Annotated in this window: 21 protein-coding genes; 5 read left to right on the top strand and 16 right to left on the bottom strand. The window is 55.2% G+C overall.

Annotated features, from left to right (window positions below; genetic code table 11):
* Positions 1-213: 213 nt before the first annotated feature.
* Positions 214-1,380 (bottom strand): mandelate racemase/muconate lactonizing enzyme family protein, encoded by a 1,167-nt coding sequence (locus tag ACFQPC_RS08835; protein ID WP_382271502.1) that lies wholly within the window; start codon positions 1,378-1,380, stop codon positions 214-216.
* A gap of 118 nt (positions 1,381-1,498) precedes the next feature.
* Between ACFQPC_RS08835 and ACFQPC_RS08840 the strand changes: the two genes are divergently transcribed.
* Entirely contained in the window at positions 1,499-2,416 is a 918-nt protein-coding gene (locus ACFQPC_RS08840; protein ID WP_382271503.1) for a LysR family transcriptional regulator, read from the top strand.
* 1 nt (position 2,417) lies between these two features.
* Here the strand turns inward: ACFQPC_RS08840 and ACFQPC_RS08845 are convergent, their stop codons facing one another.
* From ACFQPC_RS08845 to ACFQPC_RS08880, 8 genes are all read right to left on the bottom strand, one after another.
* Positions 2,418-3,080, bottom strand: coding sequence for a PqiC family protein (locus ACFQPC_RS08845; RefSeq protein ID WP_382271504.1), 663 nt, complete (start codon positions 3,078-3,080; stop codon positions 2,418-2,420).
* On the bottom strand, positions 3,077-4,708 hold the full coding sequence (locus ACFQPC_RS08850; protein WP_382271505.1) for a PqiB family protein: 1,632 nt from the start codon (positions 4,706-4,708) through the stop codon (positions 3,077-3,079). Before ACFQPC_RS08850 ends, ACFQPC_RS08845 begins: the two co-directional genes overlap by 4 nt.
* Positions 4,695-5,339, bottom strand: coding sequence for a paraquat-inducible protein A (locus ACFQPC_RS08855; protein WP_382271894.1), 645 nt, complete (start codon positions 5,337-5,339; stop codon positions 4,695-4,697). Before ACFQPC_RS08855 ends, ACFQPC_RS08850 begins: the two co-directional genes overlap by 14 nt.
* Positions 5,340-5,425: 86 nt before the next feature.
* Entirely contained in the window at positions 5,426-6,073 is a 648-nt protein-coding gene (locus ACFQPC_RS08860) for a paraquat-inducible protein A (protein WP_382271506.1), read from the bottom strand.
* The gene (locus ACFQPC_RS08865) at positions 6,070-6,711 is read right to left on the bottom strand and encodes a TetR/AcrR family transcriptional regulator (protein ID WP_382271507.1); all 642 of its coding nucleotides are present in this window, start codon (positions 6,709-6,711) and stop codon (positions 6,070-6,072) included. The genes ACFQPC_RS08860 and ACFQPC_RS08865 overlap by 4 nt, the downstream gene beginning before the upstream one ends.
* Before the next feature lie 104 nt (positions 6,712-6,815).
* Positions 6,816-7,664, bottom strand: a complete 849-nt coding sequence (locus tag ACFQPC_RS08870; protein WP_382271508.1) for a class I SAM-dependent methyltransferase — start codon at positions 7,662-7,664, stop codon at positions 6,816-6,818.
* 44 nt (positions 7,665-7,708) lie between these two features.
* On the bottom strand, positions 7,709-8,398 hold the full coding sequence (locus ACFQPC_RS08875; protein WP_382271509.1) for a hypothetical protein: 690 nt from the start codon (positions 8,396-8,398) through the stop codon (positions 7,709-7,711).
* A gap of 187 nt (positions 8,399-8,585) precedes the next feature.
* On the bottom strand, positions 8,586-9,365 hold the full coding sequence (locus tag ACFQPC_RS08880) for an AraC family transcriptional regulator (protein ID WP_382271510.1): 780 nt from the start codon (positions 9,363-9,365) through the stop codon (positions 8,586-8,588).
* A 103-nt stretch (positions 9,366-9,468) separates the two neighbouring features.
* On the opposite strand from ACFQPC_RS08880, the gene ACFQPC_RS08885 reads away from it, so the two are divergent.
* Positions 9,469-10,680 (top strand): MFS transporter, encoded by a 1,212-nt coding sequence (locus tag ACFQPC_RS08885; protein ID WP_382271511.1) that lies wholly within the window; start codon positions 9,469-9,471, stop codon positions 10,678-10,680.
* A 3-nt stretch (positions 10,681-10,683) separates the two neighbouring features.
* Here the strand turns inward: ACFQPC_RS08885 and ACFQPC_RS08890 are convergent, their stop codons facing one another.
* The 4 genes from ACFQPC_RS08890 to ACFQPC_RS08905 form a co-directional block, all read right to left on the bottom strand.
* The gene (locus tag ACFQPC_RS08890) at positions 10,684-11,310 is read right to left on the bottom strand and encodes an N-acetyltransferase (RefSeq protein WP_382271895.1); all 627 of its coding nucleotides are present in this window, start codon (positions 11,308-11,310) and stop codon (positions 10,684-10,686) included.
* Positions 11,311-11,375: 65 nt separating this feature from the next.
* A complete protein-coding gene (locus ACFQPC_RS08895) occupies positions 11,376-12,248 on the bottom strand; it encodes a hypothetical protein (protein ID WP_382271512.1) in 873 nt (290 codons plus the stop codon).
* A gap of 419 nt (positions 12,249-12,667) precedes the next feature.
* Positions 12,668-13,429, bottom strand: coding sequence for a sulfite exporter TauE/SafE family protein (locus tag ACFQPC_RS08900; protein ID WP_382271513.1), 762 nt, complete (start codon positions 13,427-13,429; stop codon positions 12,668-12,670).
* Positions 13,430-13,478: 49 nt separating this feature from the next.
* On the bottom strand, positions 13,479-14,201 hold the full coding sequence (locus ACFQPC_RS08905; protein WP_382271514.1) for an AraC family transcriptional regulator: 723 nt from the start codon (positions 14,199-14,201) through the stop codon (positions 13,479-13,481).
* A 163-nt stretch (positions 14,202-14,364) separates the two neighbouring features.
* Between ACFQPC_RS08905 and ACFQPC_RS08910 the strand changes: the two genes are divergently transcribed.
* Both ACFQPC_RS08910 and ACFQPC_RS08915 read left to right on the top strand, forming a co-directional pair.
* On the top strand, positions 14,365-14,586 hold the full coding sequence (locus ACFQPC_RS08910) for a hypothetical protein (protein ID WP_382271515.1): 222 nt from the start codon (positions 14,365-14,367) through the stop codon (positions 14,584-14,586).
* A 91-nt stretch (positions 14,587-14,677) separates the two neighbouring features.
* Positions 14,678-14,854, top strand: a complete 177-nt coding sequence (locus tag ACFQPC_RS08915; protein ID WP_382271516.1) for a CsbD family protein — start codon at positions 14,678-14,680, stop codon at positions 14,852-14,854.
* Positions 14,855-14,977: 123 nt separating this feature from the next.
* Here ACFQPC_RS08915 and ACFQPC_RS08920 read toward each other — a convergent pair whose 3' ends face one another.
* On the bottom strand, positions 14,978-16,360 hold the full coding sequence (locus ACFQPC_RS08920) for an MFS transporter (RefSeq protein WP_382271517.1): 1,383 nt from the start codon (positions 16,358-16,360) through the stop codon (positions 14,978-14,980).
* A gap of 298 nt (positions 16,361-16,658) precedes the next feature.
* Complete coding sequence (locus ACFQPC_RS08925; RefSeq protein ID WP_382271518.1) at positions 16,659-17,834, bottom strand: porin; 1,176 nt, start codon at positions 17,832-17,834, stop codon at positions 16,659-16,661.
* A gap of 600 nt (positions 17,835-18,434) precedes the next feature.
* On the opposite strand from ACFQPC_RS08925, the gene ACFQPC_RS08930 reads away from it, so the two are divergent.
* Positions 18,435-18,956, top strand: a complete 522-nt coding sequence (locus ACFQPC_RS08930) for a glycine zipper domain-containing protein (RefSeq protein ID WP_382271519.1) — start codon at positions 18,435-18,437, stop codon at positions 18,954-18,956.
* Between the two features lie 84 nt (positions 18,957-19,040).
* Here the strand turns inward: ACFQPC_RS08930 and ACFQPC_RS08935 are convergent, their stop codons facing one another.
* A complete protein-coding gene (locus ACFQPC_RS08935) occupies positions 19,041-19,217 on the bottom strand; it encodes a hypothetical protein (protein WP_382271520.1) in 177 nt (58 codons plus the stop codon).
* Positions 19,218-19,351 lie beyond the last annotated feature (134 nt).

A 19,351-nucleotide genomic window follows, 5' to 3' on the forward strand; every position in this document is an offset into this window, starting at 1 on the left:
CATGGCCGGCTATCCCCTACTAACTGAAAACAAAGGCCAGCATGGCCGCGTCTTCTTCCAGCATGACGATCAGCGTCAGGGCCCAGAGCAGGCCATGGGCTTGTAGTAATGCCAGCAGATCTTGAAAGTCGGGCTTGATTTCCAGCTCCGCGAGGAAGGTTGCGATGCGCCATCATACTCCGATGGCGCAGGCACCAACCAGCCTCCCGATGCTTAAGCTGTCAGCTTCTGCATCTCGCTATACAGGTCCGCCTTGCCCTCAAAACCGATACCCGGCAAATCCGGCAAAGTGATGTAACCGTTCTGCACCTTTACGCCATCCGGGAAACCACCGTATGGCTGGAACAAGTCCGGATACGATTCATTACCGCCCAAACCGAGGCCGGCCGCAATATTCAATGACATTTGATGACCACCGTGCGGAATGCAGCGTTTGCGCGACCAGCCATGTTCATGCAGCATGTCCAGCGTACGCAGGTATTCGACCAAACCATAGCTGAGCGCACAGTCGAACTGCAGCCAGTCGCGATCCGGACGCATGCCGCCGTAACGGATCAGGTTGCGCGCATCCTGCATCGAGAACAGGTTTTCACCTGTTGCCATCGGCTTGTCATAGTAACTGCGCAGCGTTGCCTGTAATTCAAAGTCGAGCGGATCACCCGCCTCTTCGTACCAAAACAAATCGTATTGCGACAGTGCTTTCGCATACTGGATAGCGGTATCGAGGTCGAAGCGACCATTCGCATCCACTGCCAGCTTTTGTCCGTCACCCAGTACGCTCAGGATGGAATCGATACGACGCAGGTCTTCATCCAGCGATGCACCACCGATTTTTTTCTTCACCACGGTATAACCACGGTCGATATAGCTGCGCATCTCATCCTTGAGCTTGCCGTGGTCCTGTCCCGGGTAGTAGTAGCCGCCGGCCGCGTAGACGAAGATCTTGCGGTCCGCCTGGCCATTGCCATAACGATCCGCCAGCAACTGGAACAGCGGCTTGCCTTCAATCTTGGCGACCGCATCCCACACCGCCATATCAATGGTGCCGATCGCGACCGAACGTTCGCCATGGCCGCCCGGTTTTTCATTGGTGAACATGGTGTTCCAGATCTTGTGCGGGTCGAGATTATCACCGGCGTCATTGATCAGCGATGCCGGATCGGCTTCCATCAGGCGCGGGATGAAGCGTTCGCGCATCAACATGCCCTGCCCATAGCGACCATTCGAGTTGAAGCCGTAGCCAATCACCGGCTTGCCGTCGCGTATGACATCTGTCACCACCGCCACCAGGCTCAGCGTCATCTTGCTGAAGTCGATATAGGCATTACGGATGGGCGAGCTGATCGGCAGGGTCTTTTCGCGTATTTCAACTATCTTCATGGCGGCTCCTCAAAATATCGCTGTATGCCGGGCTGGATACGAGCATCTATGGAGCGCTAGCTTATTCGCAGACGAGCGCTTTATAATTCACTTAAATTCATATAATTATTTACTTATAGTGAAAACTGACATCACATCCGAACTCGAATTCTTTACCCTGGTTGCCCGCTTCGGCAATCTGTCAGCCGCTGCACGCGCACTCGATATCACGCCACCGGCCGCCACCAAACGCCTGGCGCAACTGGAATCCCGGCTCGGCGTCAGGTTGGTCAATCGCACCACGCGCAGCATCAGCCTCACCAGCGAAGGCGAAATCTACCTCGGCTATGCGATCAAGATACTGGCTGAAGTCAAAGAGATGGAAGACGCAGTCTCATCCGGCGGCGGTGCACCGCGTGGCTTGTTGCGCGTGAATGCGACGCTGGGTTTTGGCCGCACCGCGATCGCACCGCTGGTCTCCGAATTCGTGCGGCGCTATCCGCAGGTCGAAGTACAGTTTGAAGTCAGCGACAAACCGATAGATTTGGTCGAAAACGGCTTTGACCTGGCGATACGCTTTGGCACCTTGCCGGATGCGCGTCTGAATGCGCGCAAGCTGATGTCCAACCGCCGCTTCCTATGCGCGTCGCCCATTTACCTGGAACGCCACGGCACACCGCAGACACTGGCCGACCTCAGCCGGCATCGCTGCATCACGCATAGGCAAAACGATGAAGCTGCTGCGACCTGGCGCTTCACGCGCGACGGTCGGAATGAAGTCATCAAAGTGGAGAGTGCATTGTCGAGCAATGATGGCGACATCGTGCTCGGCTGGGCCCTGGACGCGCATGGCATCCTGATCCGTTCGGAATGGGACCTCGCCAAGTATGTAAAAAGCGGACGCCTGAAAATCGTGTTGCCGGATTATGTCTTGCCGTCAGCCGACCTGTTCGTCTATTACCCGAACCGGCGTAATCAAAGCACACGCGCCCGTGCCTTCATCGATTTCCTGATTGAGCACATTGATATGCTGGCAGCGCTACCGCTGCCGGATTAAATCAACGCGGACAGGGGGCGGAAGGATAGGTAGCCAGCGTCGCCAGATGTTGCGCGATCATTTGCGCCGCGCGATCCGTAATGCGTTGCGCACCCTGTGCCAATGCATCCATACCGCTGCCGACTGTTTCACTACCTGACCACTGGCAAACCGCATTGCCACCGGTATCGCTACGTCGCGCAGTCCAGCTGAAAGCGGCATCAACCCGTGTATTTTCTATCGCATCGAACTGGCGCAGCTGCACCGCTATCCGCCACACCGCTTGTCCTTGCGAACGCCCGCTCTTGCTGACGTCCACTGCACCAAGCCGATTCGTAATCCCGGCCGACAAGGCGTCGCGCATTTCATTTTCAAATGATGAAGTCCAGCGATACTGTTCGAGCAATTCCAGCTCGGCACTCTGCCCGGCCGGCTTGCTCAACACCATCTGCGGCCGCGCCAGACGTTCCGGTACGGCAACCGGCGCCAGCTCAATGAAGATCGGCGTAGCCGATGCCGCCGGCGTAAGCGTACTCGCGGTCGGCCCCGTCAACGTGTAGTAACGTGCATTCGATGTATTCGCACATGCCGTCAGCAAGACTGCCGAGGCCAGCACACATGCACCTGTCAATAGACGTGAACGCAGCGCGCCGGTTGTTTTGACACTATTCGGCAATTGCTTCATTTCTTTTCCTCCGGTTTACCGCGCAACAAGGATTCAGGATGACGTTCCAGATAATCGGTCAATACTCTTACCGAGCCGGCCGCACGTGTGATCTCACGCATAGCCTCGCGCATGTCCTGTTGCAACGGTGAGTCTTGCGACAAGGTTTGTTCGGCGCTATTGATGGTCTTGCGTGCATCCTTCATCGCTGCGGTGATTTCCGGCGAGACATCATTGTTCAGGGTACGCGTCAATTCTTCCGCGCTGATCAATGTCTTGTTCAGCGTCGCCAGTGCGGTACGCAAATCCTTGCCTATCTCGTCAAACGGCACCTTGTTGAGCTTGGTGGCGATGTCCTTGATTTGTGCCTGCAACTCATCGAGGCTGTTCGGCACGGTTGGCAATTCAAACGGTTGCTTGTTCAGCTCTACTTTGACCGGCGGCAGTTTCGGGAAGAAATCCAGCGCTACATAAACTTGCCCGGTCAGCAAGTTGCCCGGACGCAGTTGCGCACGCAAACCCTTGTTGATCAGGAATTGCAGGCGCTGCTTTTGCGTATACCTGGATTCCTTGCTTTCATCCGTAGACTGGCGACGCAGGCGGTCCGGATAAATTTGTATCAGGACCGGCATGCGGAATTCGCGCTCATCGCGGTCGAACTCCACGCCTATCGATTTCACTTCACCGATCACTACGCCGCGGAAGTCAACCGGGGCTCCAGGTGACAAACCGCGCAAGGATTGGTTGAAGAACAGCAGCATGGTTTCTGAAGAACCGTCCTTTTGCTTCATCGCTGCAGCTTCATCCTCCGCCAATGCGAAAGCGGTATTCTCGAGCGCTGCCGGTGAGGCTGATGGTGTACCAAGGTCAGGCGTACCGAAGGCGATACCGCCGAGCAGGATGGTTGCCAACGATTGGGTACGCAGTGTCAGTCCACTCGCATTCACCTGCATATCTAGGCCGCTGGCATGCCAGAAACGCGTATTCGCTTCGACAAATTTTTCGTAAGGCGCATTGACGAACACGCGCAAGGTCACGCCCTTGCCGTCCTTGTCCAATTCATAGGCCGCCACTTGCCCGACCTTCACGCGACGGTAATAGACTGGCGAACCGACATCGAGCGAGCCGATATCGTTTGCACGCAACAGGAATTGCCGGCCCGACGCATCCCGGGTGACGATAGGCGGCACTTCAAGGCCGGCAAACTCTTCCGCGGTCGCCTCGTCCGTTCCCGCATCCACCCCGATGTAAGCACCCGACAACAAAGTACCGAGACCGGAAATACCGGAAGTATCGAGGCGCGGACGCACGACCCAATAACGCGTATCTTTTGCGGTAAAAGCTTCGGCATCCTTATTCAACTGCACCGACACACGAACATGCGAGCGGTCACGCGATAAACGCAAACCATCGACGATACCGATCTGCACATCCTTGTACTTCACTGCGGTCTTGCCCGCCTCCAGCCCCTCAGCTGTCTTGAAGGTCAGCACGATTTCCGGTCCGCGTTGCATCAGGATATGCGCAACCAGCGTGATGCCGACCAGCGCCGCGATGATCGGGATAAACCAGACCAGCGAAGGCATCCAGTCGCGACGGCGTGCAACCCGCGGCGACGGTAGCGGTTTTCGTTCTTCAGTGTTTGTCATGATCTGCTTTCAGGGTCGATCCGGCTTCATTCAAATGTTCTTGTGTCTCGTCGTCGCCATCCCAGGTCAGCTTCGGATCAAAGCTCAACGAAGCCAGCATGGTCAGCACCACTACCGAACCAAATGCGGCGATCCCCAGGCCTGCGGTAATTTCCGCAAAGCCCTGGATACGTACCAGGCCGGCCAGCAGCGCAACGACAAATACATCCAGCATGGACCAGCGGCCGATCAATTCGATCACGTGGTAAAGCTTGGCGCGCTCGCCTCGTCGCCAGTTACTGCGGCGCTGTGCCATCAGTACCAATATGAACAAAGCCGCCAGCTTGAACAGCGGCACCAGGAAGCTGGCGACAAAAATAATCGCCGCCAATCCGTAGGCACCGCTGACCCAGAAATAAATTACGCCACTCAAAATCGTGTCGTTTTGCGAGCCGAATAAAGTTTTGGTAATCATTACCGGCAGCAGATTGGCCGGCAGGTACATCATGCAGGCGGCAATCAGCAAAGCCCAGGTACGGTTCAGGCTATCGGCCTTGCGCGTGCGCAGTTTGGCACCGCAGCGTCCGCAGGCAGCACCTTCTTCCGCCTCTTCCCATACCGTATCGCAATGGTGGCAGGCAATCAGGTCCATATTGATGGCGCGACGCGACTGGTCGCACGCCTGTTCACTGCTGTCAGCGGCATCGCCCGGCAAAACCAGATCCAGTGTTTGCATACTCATCGTGTTTCTCCCACGATGCCCTCGTCTTTTCGCTCATCCTCGATGCCTTCGACCATATTCCAAAAGCCGCGCGGATCGAAGGACACCACCACTGTCAGCAATACCGTCAGTGCCATGAAGGCCCACAACGCAGGCCCCGGCAATACCGTCGCCATGCTGGATAACTTGATGATCGCGACCAATACGCCGAGCAGGAAGACTTCGATCATGCCCCATGGTCGCAGTGACTGCATGATGCGCACCAGCCACGCAAAGCCGGTGGCGCGATGCTGCTGTTGCAAAGGCAGCAGCAGCCATAACAGGATCAGCAACTGCAGCAAGGGAAACAACAAAGTCGTCGCCAGCACCAGCATCGCCACCAATGACATACCCTCACCCGCCAATGCCATCACGGCACCGGTCAGCGTAGTCTGGCTACGCAAGCCGCGCAGTTCGATTTCCACAATCGGAAACAGATTCGCAATCAGGAACATGATCAGGCTGGCCACCGTCAACGGCAGGATGCGCTGCTGCTGGCTGCCTGTATCACGCTCGAGTTCGGTCCCGCAACATGGACAGCGCGCGACTTCGCGCGCGCGTAGCGCTACCCGCGCATACACTGCGTCGCAGCCTTCACACACAATGACGTCGTGGACTTCTTTCATCTGGACCTGAATGCCCGTAAAAACATACGTATGCTGTAACTGCAAGAGACACGATCCCGCTCCGGCGGACCGTCCGTATAACCACCTTCTATCCGCGCTTCCTGTGAAATGCCGGTGATCAGGTTGCCCAGCGTGCGGGCCGCCTGCTCCGGATCATCGATCTGCAATTCACCGCGTGCACATGCGATACGCAAACACCGTTCCAGCGGCGCATAAATCTGCAGCGCCATTTGCTGGCACAGATAATCCTGCATTTTTTCCAGGCGATGGCATTCCGCCATGACCAGGCGATAAAAACGTACCGAGCGCTGTTGCACCGCATGCGCCACCATGCGTTGCGCAATTACTTCCAGCGCTTCGGCTACCGGCAACTCGAATACCGTCGCGGGGAATGCCTGCTGGCGCAATTGTTCCAGCTCGCGCTCCAGCACCGCGATCAGTAATCCTTCCTTATTACCAAACAATTGATAAGCCGTCGAGGCGGAACCACCCGCATTGCGCACGATAACTTGCATCGATACATCGGCATAACCGAATTCGAGGAAGGCATTCGCCGCCGTTTCCAGCAAACGCTGGCGCCGCGCCTCCCCTTTAAGGGTAGCGGCTACACGAGACGATTCAGGGGCGCTGGCGAACATGTGGGTAGCTGGATTGGAAGTCAATTTAAGCAGTAATGTACACTACATTACAGAAAATGATCATTTTCTTGTACGAGGTCACCCTGACATCAAGCTGTTTGCAACTACTGCTTGTGCGCGACGATGGAATACATCAATGGAATACGCGGCATCCCGGCAGGCGGCACCATGCGCCGTCCACCGCTATCCTGCATATCGTCAAAACCTTTCCAGCCATTGGCGTAAGGGTATTCATCCAGGCGTGCGATCGCCAAACCGCTCTGGCTCAGCGCGGTAATCACCTGCCCCAAACCCCAGGTGAATTCGTGGCTGGGATGCGGATTGGCAAAATCCTGTTCGCCCGCCTGGTATACACCCAGCGCCAGGCCGTCGCCGGATTCGGCGACATAATCACTGACCCCGTCCTGCGCAAGCGGAGCGCTATTGAAATAATCGTAGTGCATGCGCCACTGCTCATCGAAAACCATCGCATACGGATGGAATTCAACAAACACAAAGCGCCCACCCGGCTTAAGCACACGTGCAATGCCTTGCGCCCACGCAGTTAAATCAGAGAGCCAGCAAATGGTGCCGTAGGAACTGAAGACCAAATCAAAACTCCGGTCCGGCACTGCGGCACTGCCCAGGTAATCAAATACATCTGCGCGCTCGAAATGCGCGGCTATGCCGGAGCCAGTCGCCAGCTCGCGGGCAAAAGTGATGGCTTCATCGGAAATATCGACACCTGTAAGGTCGGCCCCCAGGCGGGCGATGCTCAAGCTATCTTGACCGGAATTACATTGCAGGTGCAAAACCTTGAGACCCTGCACCTCACCCAGCAAACCCTGCTCTTCCGGGAACAGCGTGGAACCGCCATTGCGAAAGAACAGGGCCTGGTCACCCTTGTGGCTATTGTGCGCGCGTGTTGCGGCGTTCCAGGACAGCCGGTTGGCTTCGTGTAAATCTTTATGCATGTGATGTTTTTACGTGCAGCACACGCAAATTGCAGACAGCGGGCTTAGCTGGTCGCTACACTCTTTTCTTCTGTCTTTTTATCTGCGGACTGCTCGTCCTTGTCTTTATCGTTATCCAGTGAGACGCCTTGCGTCAGCATGTACTTGGTATAGGCTTCTATCAATGCGGCCATGAAGGACTCTTCGGTTTTCACCGGGCCCCAACCTTTATCCCCCAGCTCTTCCACCTTCATATCCTGTCCGTCGAATTTAACACTGATGGCTTTCGGATCTTGTGTTTCTTCAAAATCCTTCAGGAATTTCTTCATCGCTGAGGTCGGATGATCACCGCCAAAGGTATTCATCGCACTTTGCAAGGCCGCTTTCCTGCCCATGGTGGCAGAACTTATAGCAGCACCAAAACCGTTACCGAGCGATGGATGATCGGCCAGCATTTTCTTGAACTGGGTATTGCGTGGATCACCACTCAACTCGTAACCATTCGCACCTGCGGTGACGCGCAATGCCGGTGGCACATTGATGCCATAGGCTTTGAGGGCGGAATTCAAATCCGAAGTGGATGAGGCGGATGACGTGGCCCCCACGGCAGTAACACTCAATGTGCCTTGCCCGATTGCTACCGTCTGGTTCGTTGTATTGTTCAGCACATCCGCGAATTGCGTGCCGGGTGCTTTCTTAAGATTGCCGAAAGTATTCTGTAAAGCCGCAATATTATCCAGATTGATTCTAGTCACGTCCGTGCTCCTGTCAGGGTATGTAAAGCGCTCCTCTGACCACGGCGAAAAACACGGTAGCCAGCGCCACTATTCTGGCAATGTATAAAGCGACATCATCTTTGAATAGACAGGTGTTTACCCCTCAATTCCGGCTTTGCTATGCGCAATCCACGTGCTAACGGCTGAAACGACGCTTGGCTGCAACTCATTTATCAGAGAAATAGCGTGCCGGTGATTTGCCCAGAGCTTTCTTGAACATCGTAATGAATGCGCTGACCGAGTCATAGCCGAGGTCTTCCGATACCCTTTGCACCGACGCACCGGATGCCAGGCGCTGCAAGGCGATGATCAGGTGTAACTGGCGCCGCCAGCGGCCGAAAGTCATGCCGGTTTCATTCAACACCAGCCGCGCCAAAGTACGTTCACTCATGGCAAAGCGCTCGCCCCACTCCGCAACCGTACTGCGATCATCCGGATGCTGGGTCAGGGCGCTGGCAATCTGGCGCAGGCGCGCATGGTCGGACACCGGCAAATGCAATTGTTCGGTCGGCATCATCACCAGCTCACTCAGCAACACTTCAACCAGCTTTGCAGTATGCCCATCCGGTGGATAGTGCTGCGGTAAATCCGCGAGGTGCAAAATCATCTCGCGTATCAACGGTGTCAGCGCCAGCGTCGCGCATTCGCTTGGCAAACTCGCAGCACCCGGTTCCACAAACAGGAAACACAGACGCGCATTGGCCGTCGCCCGATTGCTATGCGGCATGCCGCCCGGTATCCAGACCCCGCATTGCGGCGGCACCATCCACAAACCACCCGGCACTTCGCAAGTCACGCCACCATGCAAGGCCACCACCAATTGCCCCTTGCGATGCATGTGGATAGGCGACTCGCTTTCCGATCCCTCGGTATCGATACGCAAGGCAACGGCCGGCTGAAAAAGCCGGTCAGCATTGTAATCAATCGAACCCAGCAGTGTGACCATAAGGCAATTTGACTGTTTTTAGATATAAGTTGTCATTATCCACAAATTCCTAAAAACCAGTGCGGCTTAAGCTAATCCTGTGATTTTCTTGCGAGAGCTTGTCGTGAAACCGTATTCCACTATTACCACCGCCACCCCGCCCCGGCTTACCAGCCCGGCGCTGCTGTTGTTTGGCATCCTGCTGATTGCGATGAACCTGCGCGTGCCGTTTACCAGCGTCGCACCCCTCATCGATTCCATCCGTACCGGTCTCGATTTAAGCTCCAGCGCCGCCGGCCTGCTGATCACCTTGCCCTTGCTGGCGTTCGCGGCCGTGTCGCCATTCGGCTCCCTGCTGGCAAAAAAATTCGGCATCGAACGCTCACTGCTCGCCGCACTGCTGGTCATCATTGCCGGCATCCTCCTGCGTTCGGCAGGATCGGCAGCAACGCTTTATGTGGGCACGGCGATCATAGGCGGCGGTATTGCGATCGGCAATGTGCTTTTGCCCGGATTGCTTAAGCGCAGCTTCCCGCAACAAATCACCAAATTCACCGCCATCTATGTATTAACCATGGGCGTGGCTTCCGCGGTCGGATCGGTCTATGCGATTCCATTGGCGCAATTATCCGACTACGGCTGGCGCTTTGCGATGGCGGCTCTGGCGGTGCTGCCTTTGATCAGTGCCTTCATCTGGCTGCCGCAATTACGCAAGCACACCGAAGTCAATGCCGCGATCAGCACGCCGCCGCCATCCGCTCCGGTCTGGCATTCGGCATTGGCGTGGCAAGTCAGCCTCTTCCTTGGCTTCAATTCCCTCGTCTATTACATCATGACGACCTGGCTGCCAGCGATGTTGACAGATGCCGGCTATACCGCCACTGAAGCCGGCAATCTGCACGGCCTGATGCAATTCGCGGCGGCGACGCCGGGCTTGCTGATCGTGCCGCTGGTCGGTCGCTTCAAGGACCAGCGCGGTATTGCCTTCGGCGTATCGATCATCACCGTTTTGAGCATAGTCGGACTCATGCTTGCGCCAGGCTTCGCCGTATTCTGGACTTGCCTGTTTGGTTTCAGCGCCGGCGCCACCCTCATCCTCGGCCTGTCCTTCGTCAGCCTGCGTGCAGCCAATACGCTGCAGGCTGCCGCCCTGTCCGGCATGGCGCAATGCATAGGCTACACGCTGGCGGCGATCGGACCGACGCTGATCGGCAGGATCCATGATGCGCAAGGCAACTGGAGTGCGACCCTGCTCATATGCGCGGGGGCAGCTTTCCTGATGGCGGTACTCGGCCTGTTCGCCGGCCGTAACCTGCACATCGGTGTCCACGCATAAGGACTAGCCGGCATGCAGGCGCATGCCGGTATGCTCTGCCAGGCCCTGCAAGTCTTGTTGTGCACCGATCAGGATCATCCTGGTATGCAAATCTTCCCGCACCCGGCTGCTGACTTTCGATCCGAGGCAACACAGCTTTTTGTCACGCAGGTCGACATAAACCAAATCGTAATGTTTACCAAGCGAGCGCCACAGCGCATGTGCGCCGGATGACTGGCGCGCACCGCTGATCAGGCTATGCCCTGCATCCAGCCACCAACGGTAAATCGCCGTCGCAATCCCGCGTCGCTGATATGGCGTCGCATACTTCGAATGCGTCGCGCGCAAATGTTTATCCTGGCGCCGGTTGAGCTCTATCAGGCGGTTGAAAATCGTGTAACCGGCGAGACAATCGCGTTTCACATCTTCCACATAGATGTAATGCTCGCCATCGGCGACGCGATAACGAAATCTCAGGCCCTGGAAATCGATCTGCAGCGTCGGCAAATCGTACAAGGCGTCGCCGGGACGATTGAGACGACGGTGCAAGCCATCAAGTTCTTTTTCCACTTCAGACGGCGGCAGTTGTACATCGATACGTAGCGCCAGCACACCTGGACGCCACAGCGGCAAAGGGAAAGAAGCAAACAAGCTGCTCAAACTCACCTCCGGAAATCTGTCATCTCTCGCGTATATTCAGCAATGCAAACCCGGGATCACACCAGGCAGGCACCTCCCCACCAACCGCTCATCAAACGTTGCGGTTTGCTGCTTGCGTGCACTTGCGCACTCGCTTCCCAGGCCTCCAGCTGGACCACCAGGCCGGCGTATACGCCATAACCTTCCCCCGCCTGTATTTCTTCCTGCGCCTGCAAGCTCTCACCCGCCTTGATCGAACCCTTGGCAACTATTGCGTGCCCGGCCTTAATGCCCCAGTTTGCTTCCAGGTGGCTGTCGCACAATATCGTGGCACCGCAGGCGATACCGTTACCCGCCCACACGCTGTCATGTGCGGTGATCGCACCGTTCACGCGTATGCTCTTGCCGCAACGTAGTGCACCTTTGCTAAGCAGGTCCTGTCCGACCATGAGATTTCCATCCAGTGTCAGACCGGCTCCGCACAACACTTCCCACTCGGCGCGTACATCGCCACCGCTGCGTATCGCATCCTCGACCTCTATGCCCCACGCCACCTTGATATCGCCGCCTGCTTCCAGCGTGCCATCGCAACGTATGCTGCCGCCAGCCTGGATATCTTCACCGGCGACGATAGCCTTGCCCGCACGTATGCCACCACCGGCACGTATCGAACGACCGGCGCGTAATACGGTAGTGACTTCGATATTGCCCTGTACTTCCAGCGTACCGGCAAACACCATAGCCTCCGCATCGATGGCATCGACCTGCAAGACTTCATCGGTAGGACCGAATTGCGTCAGCAACCAGCAGGCATCTTCCACTCGCCCTGCATCGACCAGCGCATTCAATAAAGGCTGGTAATCACTGCCATCGGCATGGTTGCGCAGGAACCAGCGGAAACCATCCGCGCATGGACGTTTGTTTTTAACGAAGTTTTTGGTCAGGTCCATATATCCGTCCCGCTGGCGCAAGAGATGCGTGGCCTGTCGGCAAGATGACTGAAAGGCAAAACCACAACACCAACGTGCTGATACCCGACAAGGCTATGCTTGCCGCAAATAAATGTAGACATAAGTGAATCCCAAAGCGCGGCGCAACCCGCATAAGGGTCAGCCGCTATCGCGCCTGGCTTAAGCCCGGCGATAGATGATGCGCTAATGAGAAAAAGGAAATATCGCCGGGCTTAGGAATCTGCTGCCGGCTGAAGGACGTGTTCTGCGCCCATAAACCTGAGCGCGTGCGAAAACAGAACGGTCATCAAGGACTGTTCTGTTGCAAAGCTGCTCATGGAAGGAAGGTGGAAAGACATGGGCGATAGTTTAGGCCATCTGCGGACCAGGGTCAAACCGCAAGCCCGCGCCATCTCAACTCAAAACCAGTAACGCCGCGCATACACGATGCTCATCACGATACCGGCGACAATCACAAACCAGCGCACGACAGACGCAGGCAGCACACGCACCAGCAAGCCACCGACATACCCGCCCAATAATGCACCACCCAGCATGATCAAGGTCGCGCGCCACTGCACTGCCCCTTGCACGATGAAGATAGTGATCGCCGCCAGGCTCACCGCCGTTGCCAACAGATTCTTCATGACTTTGACCTTGCGGATGTCATTCGGCTCGGCCAGTGACAGCACAGCTGTGAGGATCACGCCCAGGCCTGCGCCAAAGAAGCCGCCATAGATGGAAGCAACACCCAGCGCCGCATAGCCATGCATCCCTGACGCCTCCGCACCGGCGCGGCGCCGTTCCGCCCAGGCACTGATGGCAGGGGCTAAGGCAAACAGCAAAGTGGCAAATGCAATCAGCGCCGGTACCGGCAATACGAACAATCGATCAGGTAGCGTCAGCAAAAGCAGCGCACCCAACACACCACCGACGACGCAAAGCAGTAGCGAGATGATCAGTTGCTTATTAGCGGTCGGCAGTTTTTCCCGATCTGCGAATGCGGCAATCAAATGGCCCGGAGCTACCGCCACCGCATTCGACGCATTCGCAATCACCGGAGTCAGTCCGGCCGCCAGCATCACCGGAAATGTAATCAGCGTCGCGCCACCGGCCAGCGCATTGATCATCCCGCCGGCGATGCCGGATATAAAAAGAAGTGCAATGATCAGTGCATCCATGACAGCCTTTCCCGAGTCAGGACAGGCTAACTATTCAATGCAGTCTGATCTAGAACGTTTGTGACCGGCGCATGCTATTGCGATAAGCGCCGGGGGTGACACCAAAGACACGGAAGAAATGACGGCCGAAATGGCTTTGATCGGCAAAGCCGAAATCGGTAGCGGTGTCGGCGACGGAGATACCGTCGCGCAATTGCCTGCGCGCGGCATTCAGGCGACCGACCAGGCGATACGCATGTGGTGACATGCCGATATCGCGCGTGAATTTACGGCTGAAAGCCTCACGACTCAAGCCGCTCGCTGCCGCGATGGTAGCGATGGAAGCCAGGCTGTTGCGAAATTCCTGCAAAGAGATAGTCGCACTGGCTGACTGTATCCCGGCACGTATTGATGCCAGTTCCCCTTCCATCTGCTGCAGCAAAAATGGCACATCAAAATCTTGTGCATTCAGTTGCCGGATATCCAGCACTGCCGGCTGTTGCCGTGCATGTCCGGGCTGGTAATAGATATTCAGGCATCTGGTCCCGACCGCCAGGTGCGGCAAACTGCAATGCGGCATGCCCGCCGGGATGTACAGGCATTGTCCTGCATCAAGCCGGATGACTTTATTGTCCACCTCAAACTTCCTGCTACCGGCGAGCACCAGTGTCAGTTGCCCTTCGTCATGGAAATGCGTACCCAGCGCCGGGGCCGAGTCCCCGGCCCAGAAGCCATACTCCGTCCTGCTTGCGCTGCCGTCGCGCCAGTAAGTCCAGTATTCGTGCTGATGCATAAGTCTTGCCGCCGATTGCAATACAGCATTGTTGCACAGGGAAAAATCATGTGCTGCGGTCAAAAGACTTCCTCTAATCCCACATCAATTTGCGCCTATGTCCGATTAACTAAACGGCGCAGCGTATCTATGATTAGATTTTTGCTGCCAACAGGAGGATGAAATGTCCGACATCAAGACAGGCAAGAAAACCGAAGCCGCCGATCAGGCCGGAGAATCGGGTTTAAACAATGCCACGCCCACTCCACCGCCGGATGCACAAGTCAGGCTGCGCGAAAACGCGAAGGAAAGCGACAAGCTGGATTCGCCCGAGAGAACCAACGATTCAACCATAGACCCTAACAAGCCAAAGGAAGACATATTGAAAGGTTTTCACGGCGGCTGAACAGGATCACATTGCTGTGCCATTGCGCACAACTTTCCCTGCATCACCAACGTTCGCTTTTTGAGTGAACACACTACTAGGAGTTACTGCTATGAACAAAGATCAAGTTAAAGGCAATCTCAAACAAGCCGAAGGCACCATCAAGGAAGTCACCGGTAAAGTCATCGGGAATAAAAACCTCGAAGAAAAAGGCAAGCTGGAAAAGCATATCGGCAAAGTGCAGGAAAGCTATGGCGATGTGAAAGACGATATTAAAAAAGGAATCTGAATTTAATTCGGATACCAGATAAAAAAATGGTGTTCAGTTCACACTGAACACCATTAAAGCTACTGCACACGAAGCACAACAAGTGGATGACACCGATCCACACGGCACCATCCAGTCACAACATCAACCCGATACTTCTTCCAGCGAACGCCCTTTGGTTTCGGTTCCCATCACGATCACCACCAAAGCCGCGATACCAAACGAAATAGCACCCAAAGTAAATACACCGGTATGGCCGGTCATAGGCAAGATCACGCCGACTGCAAACGGTCCGAGCAAGGAACCCAGGCGACCGATCGAGGACGCAAAGCCGGAGCCGGTAGCACGTGAACGGGTCGGATACAGTTCCGGCGTATAGGCATACAGGACCGACCACATGCCGAACAGGAAGAACTGCATGCACAGACCCGCACCTATCAATTGCGCAACCGGCGCTTGCGCTGTTGCTACCTGACCATACACATACGCGGCACAGGCACTACCCACCAGCATCAATACACAGGTCGGTTTGCGTCCCCACTTCTCCAGCAACCAGGCCGAGAAGATAAAGCCCGGTATACCTGCGAGCGAAATATAAACGGTGTACATCACCGACTTGGTGACTTCATAGCCGGCCTGCTGCAGCAAAGCGCCCAGCCATGTGGTCAGGCCGTAATAGCCCAGCAAAGCAAAGAACCACAAAGCCCACAGCATCACGGTGCGTTTCGCATACACGCCATGCCACAGCTCGGCAAACAAGGCGCGCTTGTCTTGCTTCTTCGGCATTTCATTAATGGGTGGCGCAGGAGTCGGCAAAGGTTTGCCGCCATTGGCCTTGATCACATGCTTTTCGATCCTGGTCGTTACTGCATCGGCTTCTGCATCACGGCCCACTTCTTCCAGCCAGCGTGGCGATTCCGGTACATAGCGACGCACGATGAATACAAACACGGCAGGAATCGACAAGGCGATGAAGATGCCGCGCCAGCCTATCAAAGGCAGGGTCAGGTAAGCCAGGATACCGGCTGCGATAAAGCCAAGCGGCCAAAAGCCTTCCAGGATCGCGACATATTTACCGCGGCTCTTCGCCGGTACGATTTCCGACACCATCGACAAGCCGATAGGAAATTCCATCCCCATACCGAAACCGAGGATCACGCGGAATACCATCAACCAGGTAACGTCAGTAGCGAAACCGCAAGCCAGGCTGCCCACGCCCCAAAAAATCATGCTCCACTGGAAAACCGGTTTGCGTCCGAATTTGTCGGCCAGCATGCCGGCGATTGCAGCTCCAAGGAACATGCCGAGAAAACTGGAACTGGCAAGCAAACCGGCTTGCGTCGTAGTCAATGCGAATTCAGCTTTGATGGACCCGAGCACGAAGGTCATAATGCCGAGATCCATCGAATCGAAAAACCATGCTGTTGCAATAATTCCGAATAGGGACCGCTGGTAACGGGTCATAGGCAAACGCTCAAGGCGCGCAGCCACATTGGCACGGAGGCTAACTCCGGTATGTACATCCATCTTTGTCTCCTGTTGAACCACCGCCGGTGATTCGCTTGTCTGTTTGGTTGATTTGCTCAACCTATTATGTGTATGCGATGCGCATAAAACGCACTGATATATTACATGAATTCTAGTGACATTCAATATGTTTTTAAGAATTTATGCAAAATTGCAAGGCGGAAATTTACAGAAGATCGTATTCATGTTTACTGCAAACAAAAAAGAGGACTATCTCGATAGTCCTCTTTTACTTAGTAAAGCATGGGCACTAATACTGCGCTGCGCACACCGCTTTTTACACCGGCACGCCCTGGCTTCAGAAGCGTTGGCGAATACCAAAGCCGGCGCTGACGCCACTGGATTGCGCAGTCAGCTTATCGTAACTGACGACGCTATAGATATCGGTACGCTTGGAAAGAAAGTAGTCATAGCCAAGTGAAACCGTATTGCGGACCAGTGATGACTGCACGTCACTGTGTCCCAGTACCGCACTCAAATCTCCGTCTGCCTTGACATTGGTACGAGCCCAGGAAAGCAAGGCCGAACCCTTGCCTACCGGCATGCTGGCACCAAGCTGCACCGTATTTGATTTCAGGTCATAGCGGCTATCGTCTGCTGCATTCATTAATTTGTTGGTCGAATAATTCAGTGTTCCAAACAGTTTGATGAATTGCAGGTCATAGGCACCACCGACAAACCAGGTATCGTTTTTTGATGCCGCCAATGTATAGGTGGCCCCGCTTGCCCGGTTATACGGTGTGAACGAAAACACTTGCGAAGCACCTGCCACCGGATCAACCGGATTATTCGATTTCACGGACTGGAAGTAAGCGCCGAATGAGAGCGGACCATTTGCATACATGGTATTGGCGCCAAAATTGTTTTTGCCTGAACTCCCGGCTTGTTCACCAAGTTGCAGGAACAGGCTGGTAGTAAATCCACCCAGTTTAGGCGTGACATACATGATTTCATTGCTCCACGCCGTATCACCTGCAACGGTGGCAGACCATGCCCGCCCGGCATAGCGACTGGACGATGTTTGCGTATGCAAACCGAGCGGTGAAAACTGGAAGGAAGAACCAAACGGGTTGAATGTCAGCGACGGCACAAAGTTAGGTGCCAGGTCACGGCCCAGCGACACTGTGCCGAAGGAGCCAGACACCCCTACGTTGGCATCGCGGGAAAACATGGTATCGGTACCGAAGCGCCCCATCGCACCAACGTCAGGCCGCATAAAGCCGGTCAGCGCAAAGTGTGCCTTCAGGCCATTACCCAGTTCCTCCGTGCCCTTGAAACCCCACCACGAAGTTTGCAGGCCGCCGCTATTGACTACCGATGTACTCGCAGCATCACCGCTGCGTTTGATCGAACCGGCATAGACGTCGAGCATACCGCCGACTTGTACGCTGGTCTGCGCAAGTGCTTGTGCGGAAAGCGCACACGCGAGCAGGCCCAGCACGCTGCCGACGGCAGCATGTTTTATTTGTTTCATTGTTAGCTCCTTTTTAGATAAACAACTGCTTCATTGTGGTTAGCGGGCCGCATTACTCTCACCGTCTCCCCCATCACATCAGGCAAGGCTGCTGCGACAGGCATTTGAATCAAATAATGTGGTACACCACCTTTATGATAAAAATAGTAGCCGAATATTCATCGACCAACTGACATAGCAGTTACCGTGCCAAGCCGTACCGGCACTTAAAGCATGGATATTTCCCGTTTTTGGTGAAAGAAGCGCATCCACATTAAGTGGTATGCCACATTAATGTGCGCAGATTAAATAAGAAAATCTTAAATACCTATATGCAGCAATATTCAGTCGAACTTTTGATGCAAATTTGCATCACGCGTGCCTACGCAGCCTACCAACCTTCGGCCATAGATTTGAGGGCAGCCTTCTATTACCTCGCCCATCCGGCTTGCCGGCAGTATCTTTGCCATCAGCCTGGAGCCTGTCGGTGCCGGCCGACAAAGACATACTCATCACTACGACATACGCCGTCAGCCTTATACCCGTCCGGAACTCACCATTCATTTGGCAGTCAAGCAAGCATCACTTGCGTAACGCGAGTCCCACCATCAGGAGGACGTCATGACAGTAATCATCGCCGGACACTTTGAACAGCAGGACGAAGCAAAGGCAGCACTTGCGGCTTTGCTTCGTGCAGGCGCGCCAGAGACACAGCTCACTTCGTTTTACGTCAATCCGCCGGGGCAACACGATATGTTTCCTATCGGCGGAGATCGTGACGAATCGCCCGGCGCGGAAGACAGCGACAAAGGCTCGATCGCAGGACTTGCTGCAGGCGGCCTCATTGGTGGCGCAGCAGGTACCGCGGCCGGTCCGCTGGGTGCCGTCACCGGTGCACTGGTAGGCGCGCACATCGGCTCATTGGTAGGCACCCTGACCAGTACCGATGAAGAAAAGGACACACCGCCCTTGCGCAAAGCAGGCATGCTGGTGGCCGTCACTGTCACCAGCGAAGAAGAGGAAGAAAAAGCCATAGCTACCTTCCGCGGCCTGGGCGCGCAGTGCGTCGAACGTGCGGAAGGCCAGATCGTGGATGGTGACTGGACTGACTTCAATCCCTTGTCGTCACCCATCTTCGTATAAACATCTATAAGTTGCAGGCGCAAAAAAACCGCATCCCTTTAAAAGGCGATGCGGTTTTTATCGGGTCAATGTATTCGATGACGCTTAGTTCGTATCTTCATCCGTCGTGCTTTTCGCAACCCTGTCCCTGACCATACGTTTTTCTTCTTCAGTCAGGATCTTGTCTTCGCCTGGCACTGTTTCCTGCACTATCGTGTCACGTTCTGCGCGTTTTTCAAGTTCTTCGTTGCGTTGCTGCACTGCGTGGATTTGCGTCAACATGGCGATCTCCTTTTGAATAATAGTCTGATGATCTTACGTTGCCCGGGCAATACGGCAAATCAGACAAACGGACAAGCACTTGTCGGAATAGGCCTGCAAACAACATTGACGACCGACAACAAAATCAACAGCAC

The sequence above is a fragment of the Herminiimonas glaciei genome, from assembly GCF_042664955.1.
GTDB lineage: Bacteria > Pseudomonadota > Gammaproteobacteria > Burkholderiales > Burkholderiaceae_D > Oxalicibacterium > Oxalicibacterium glaciei.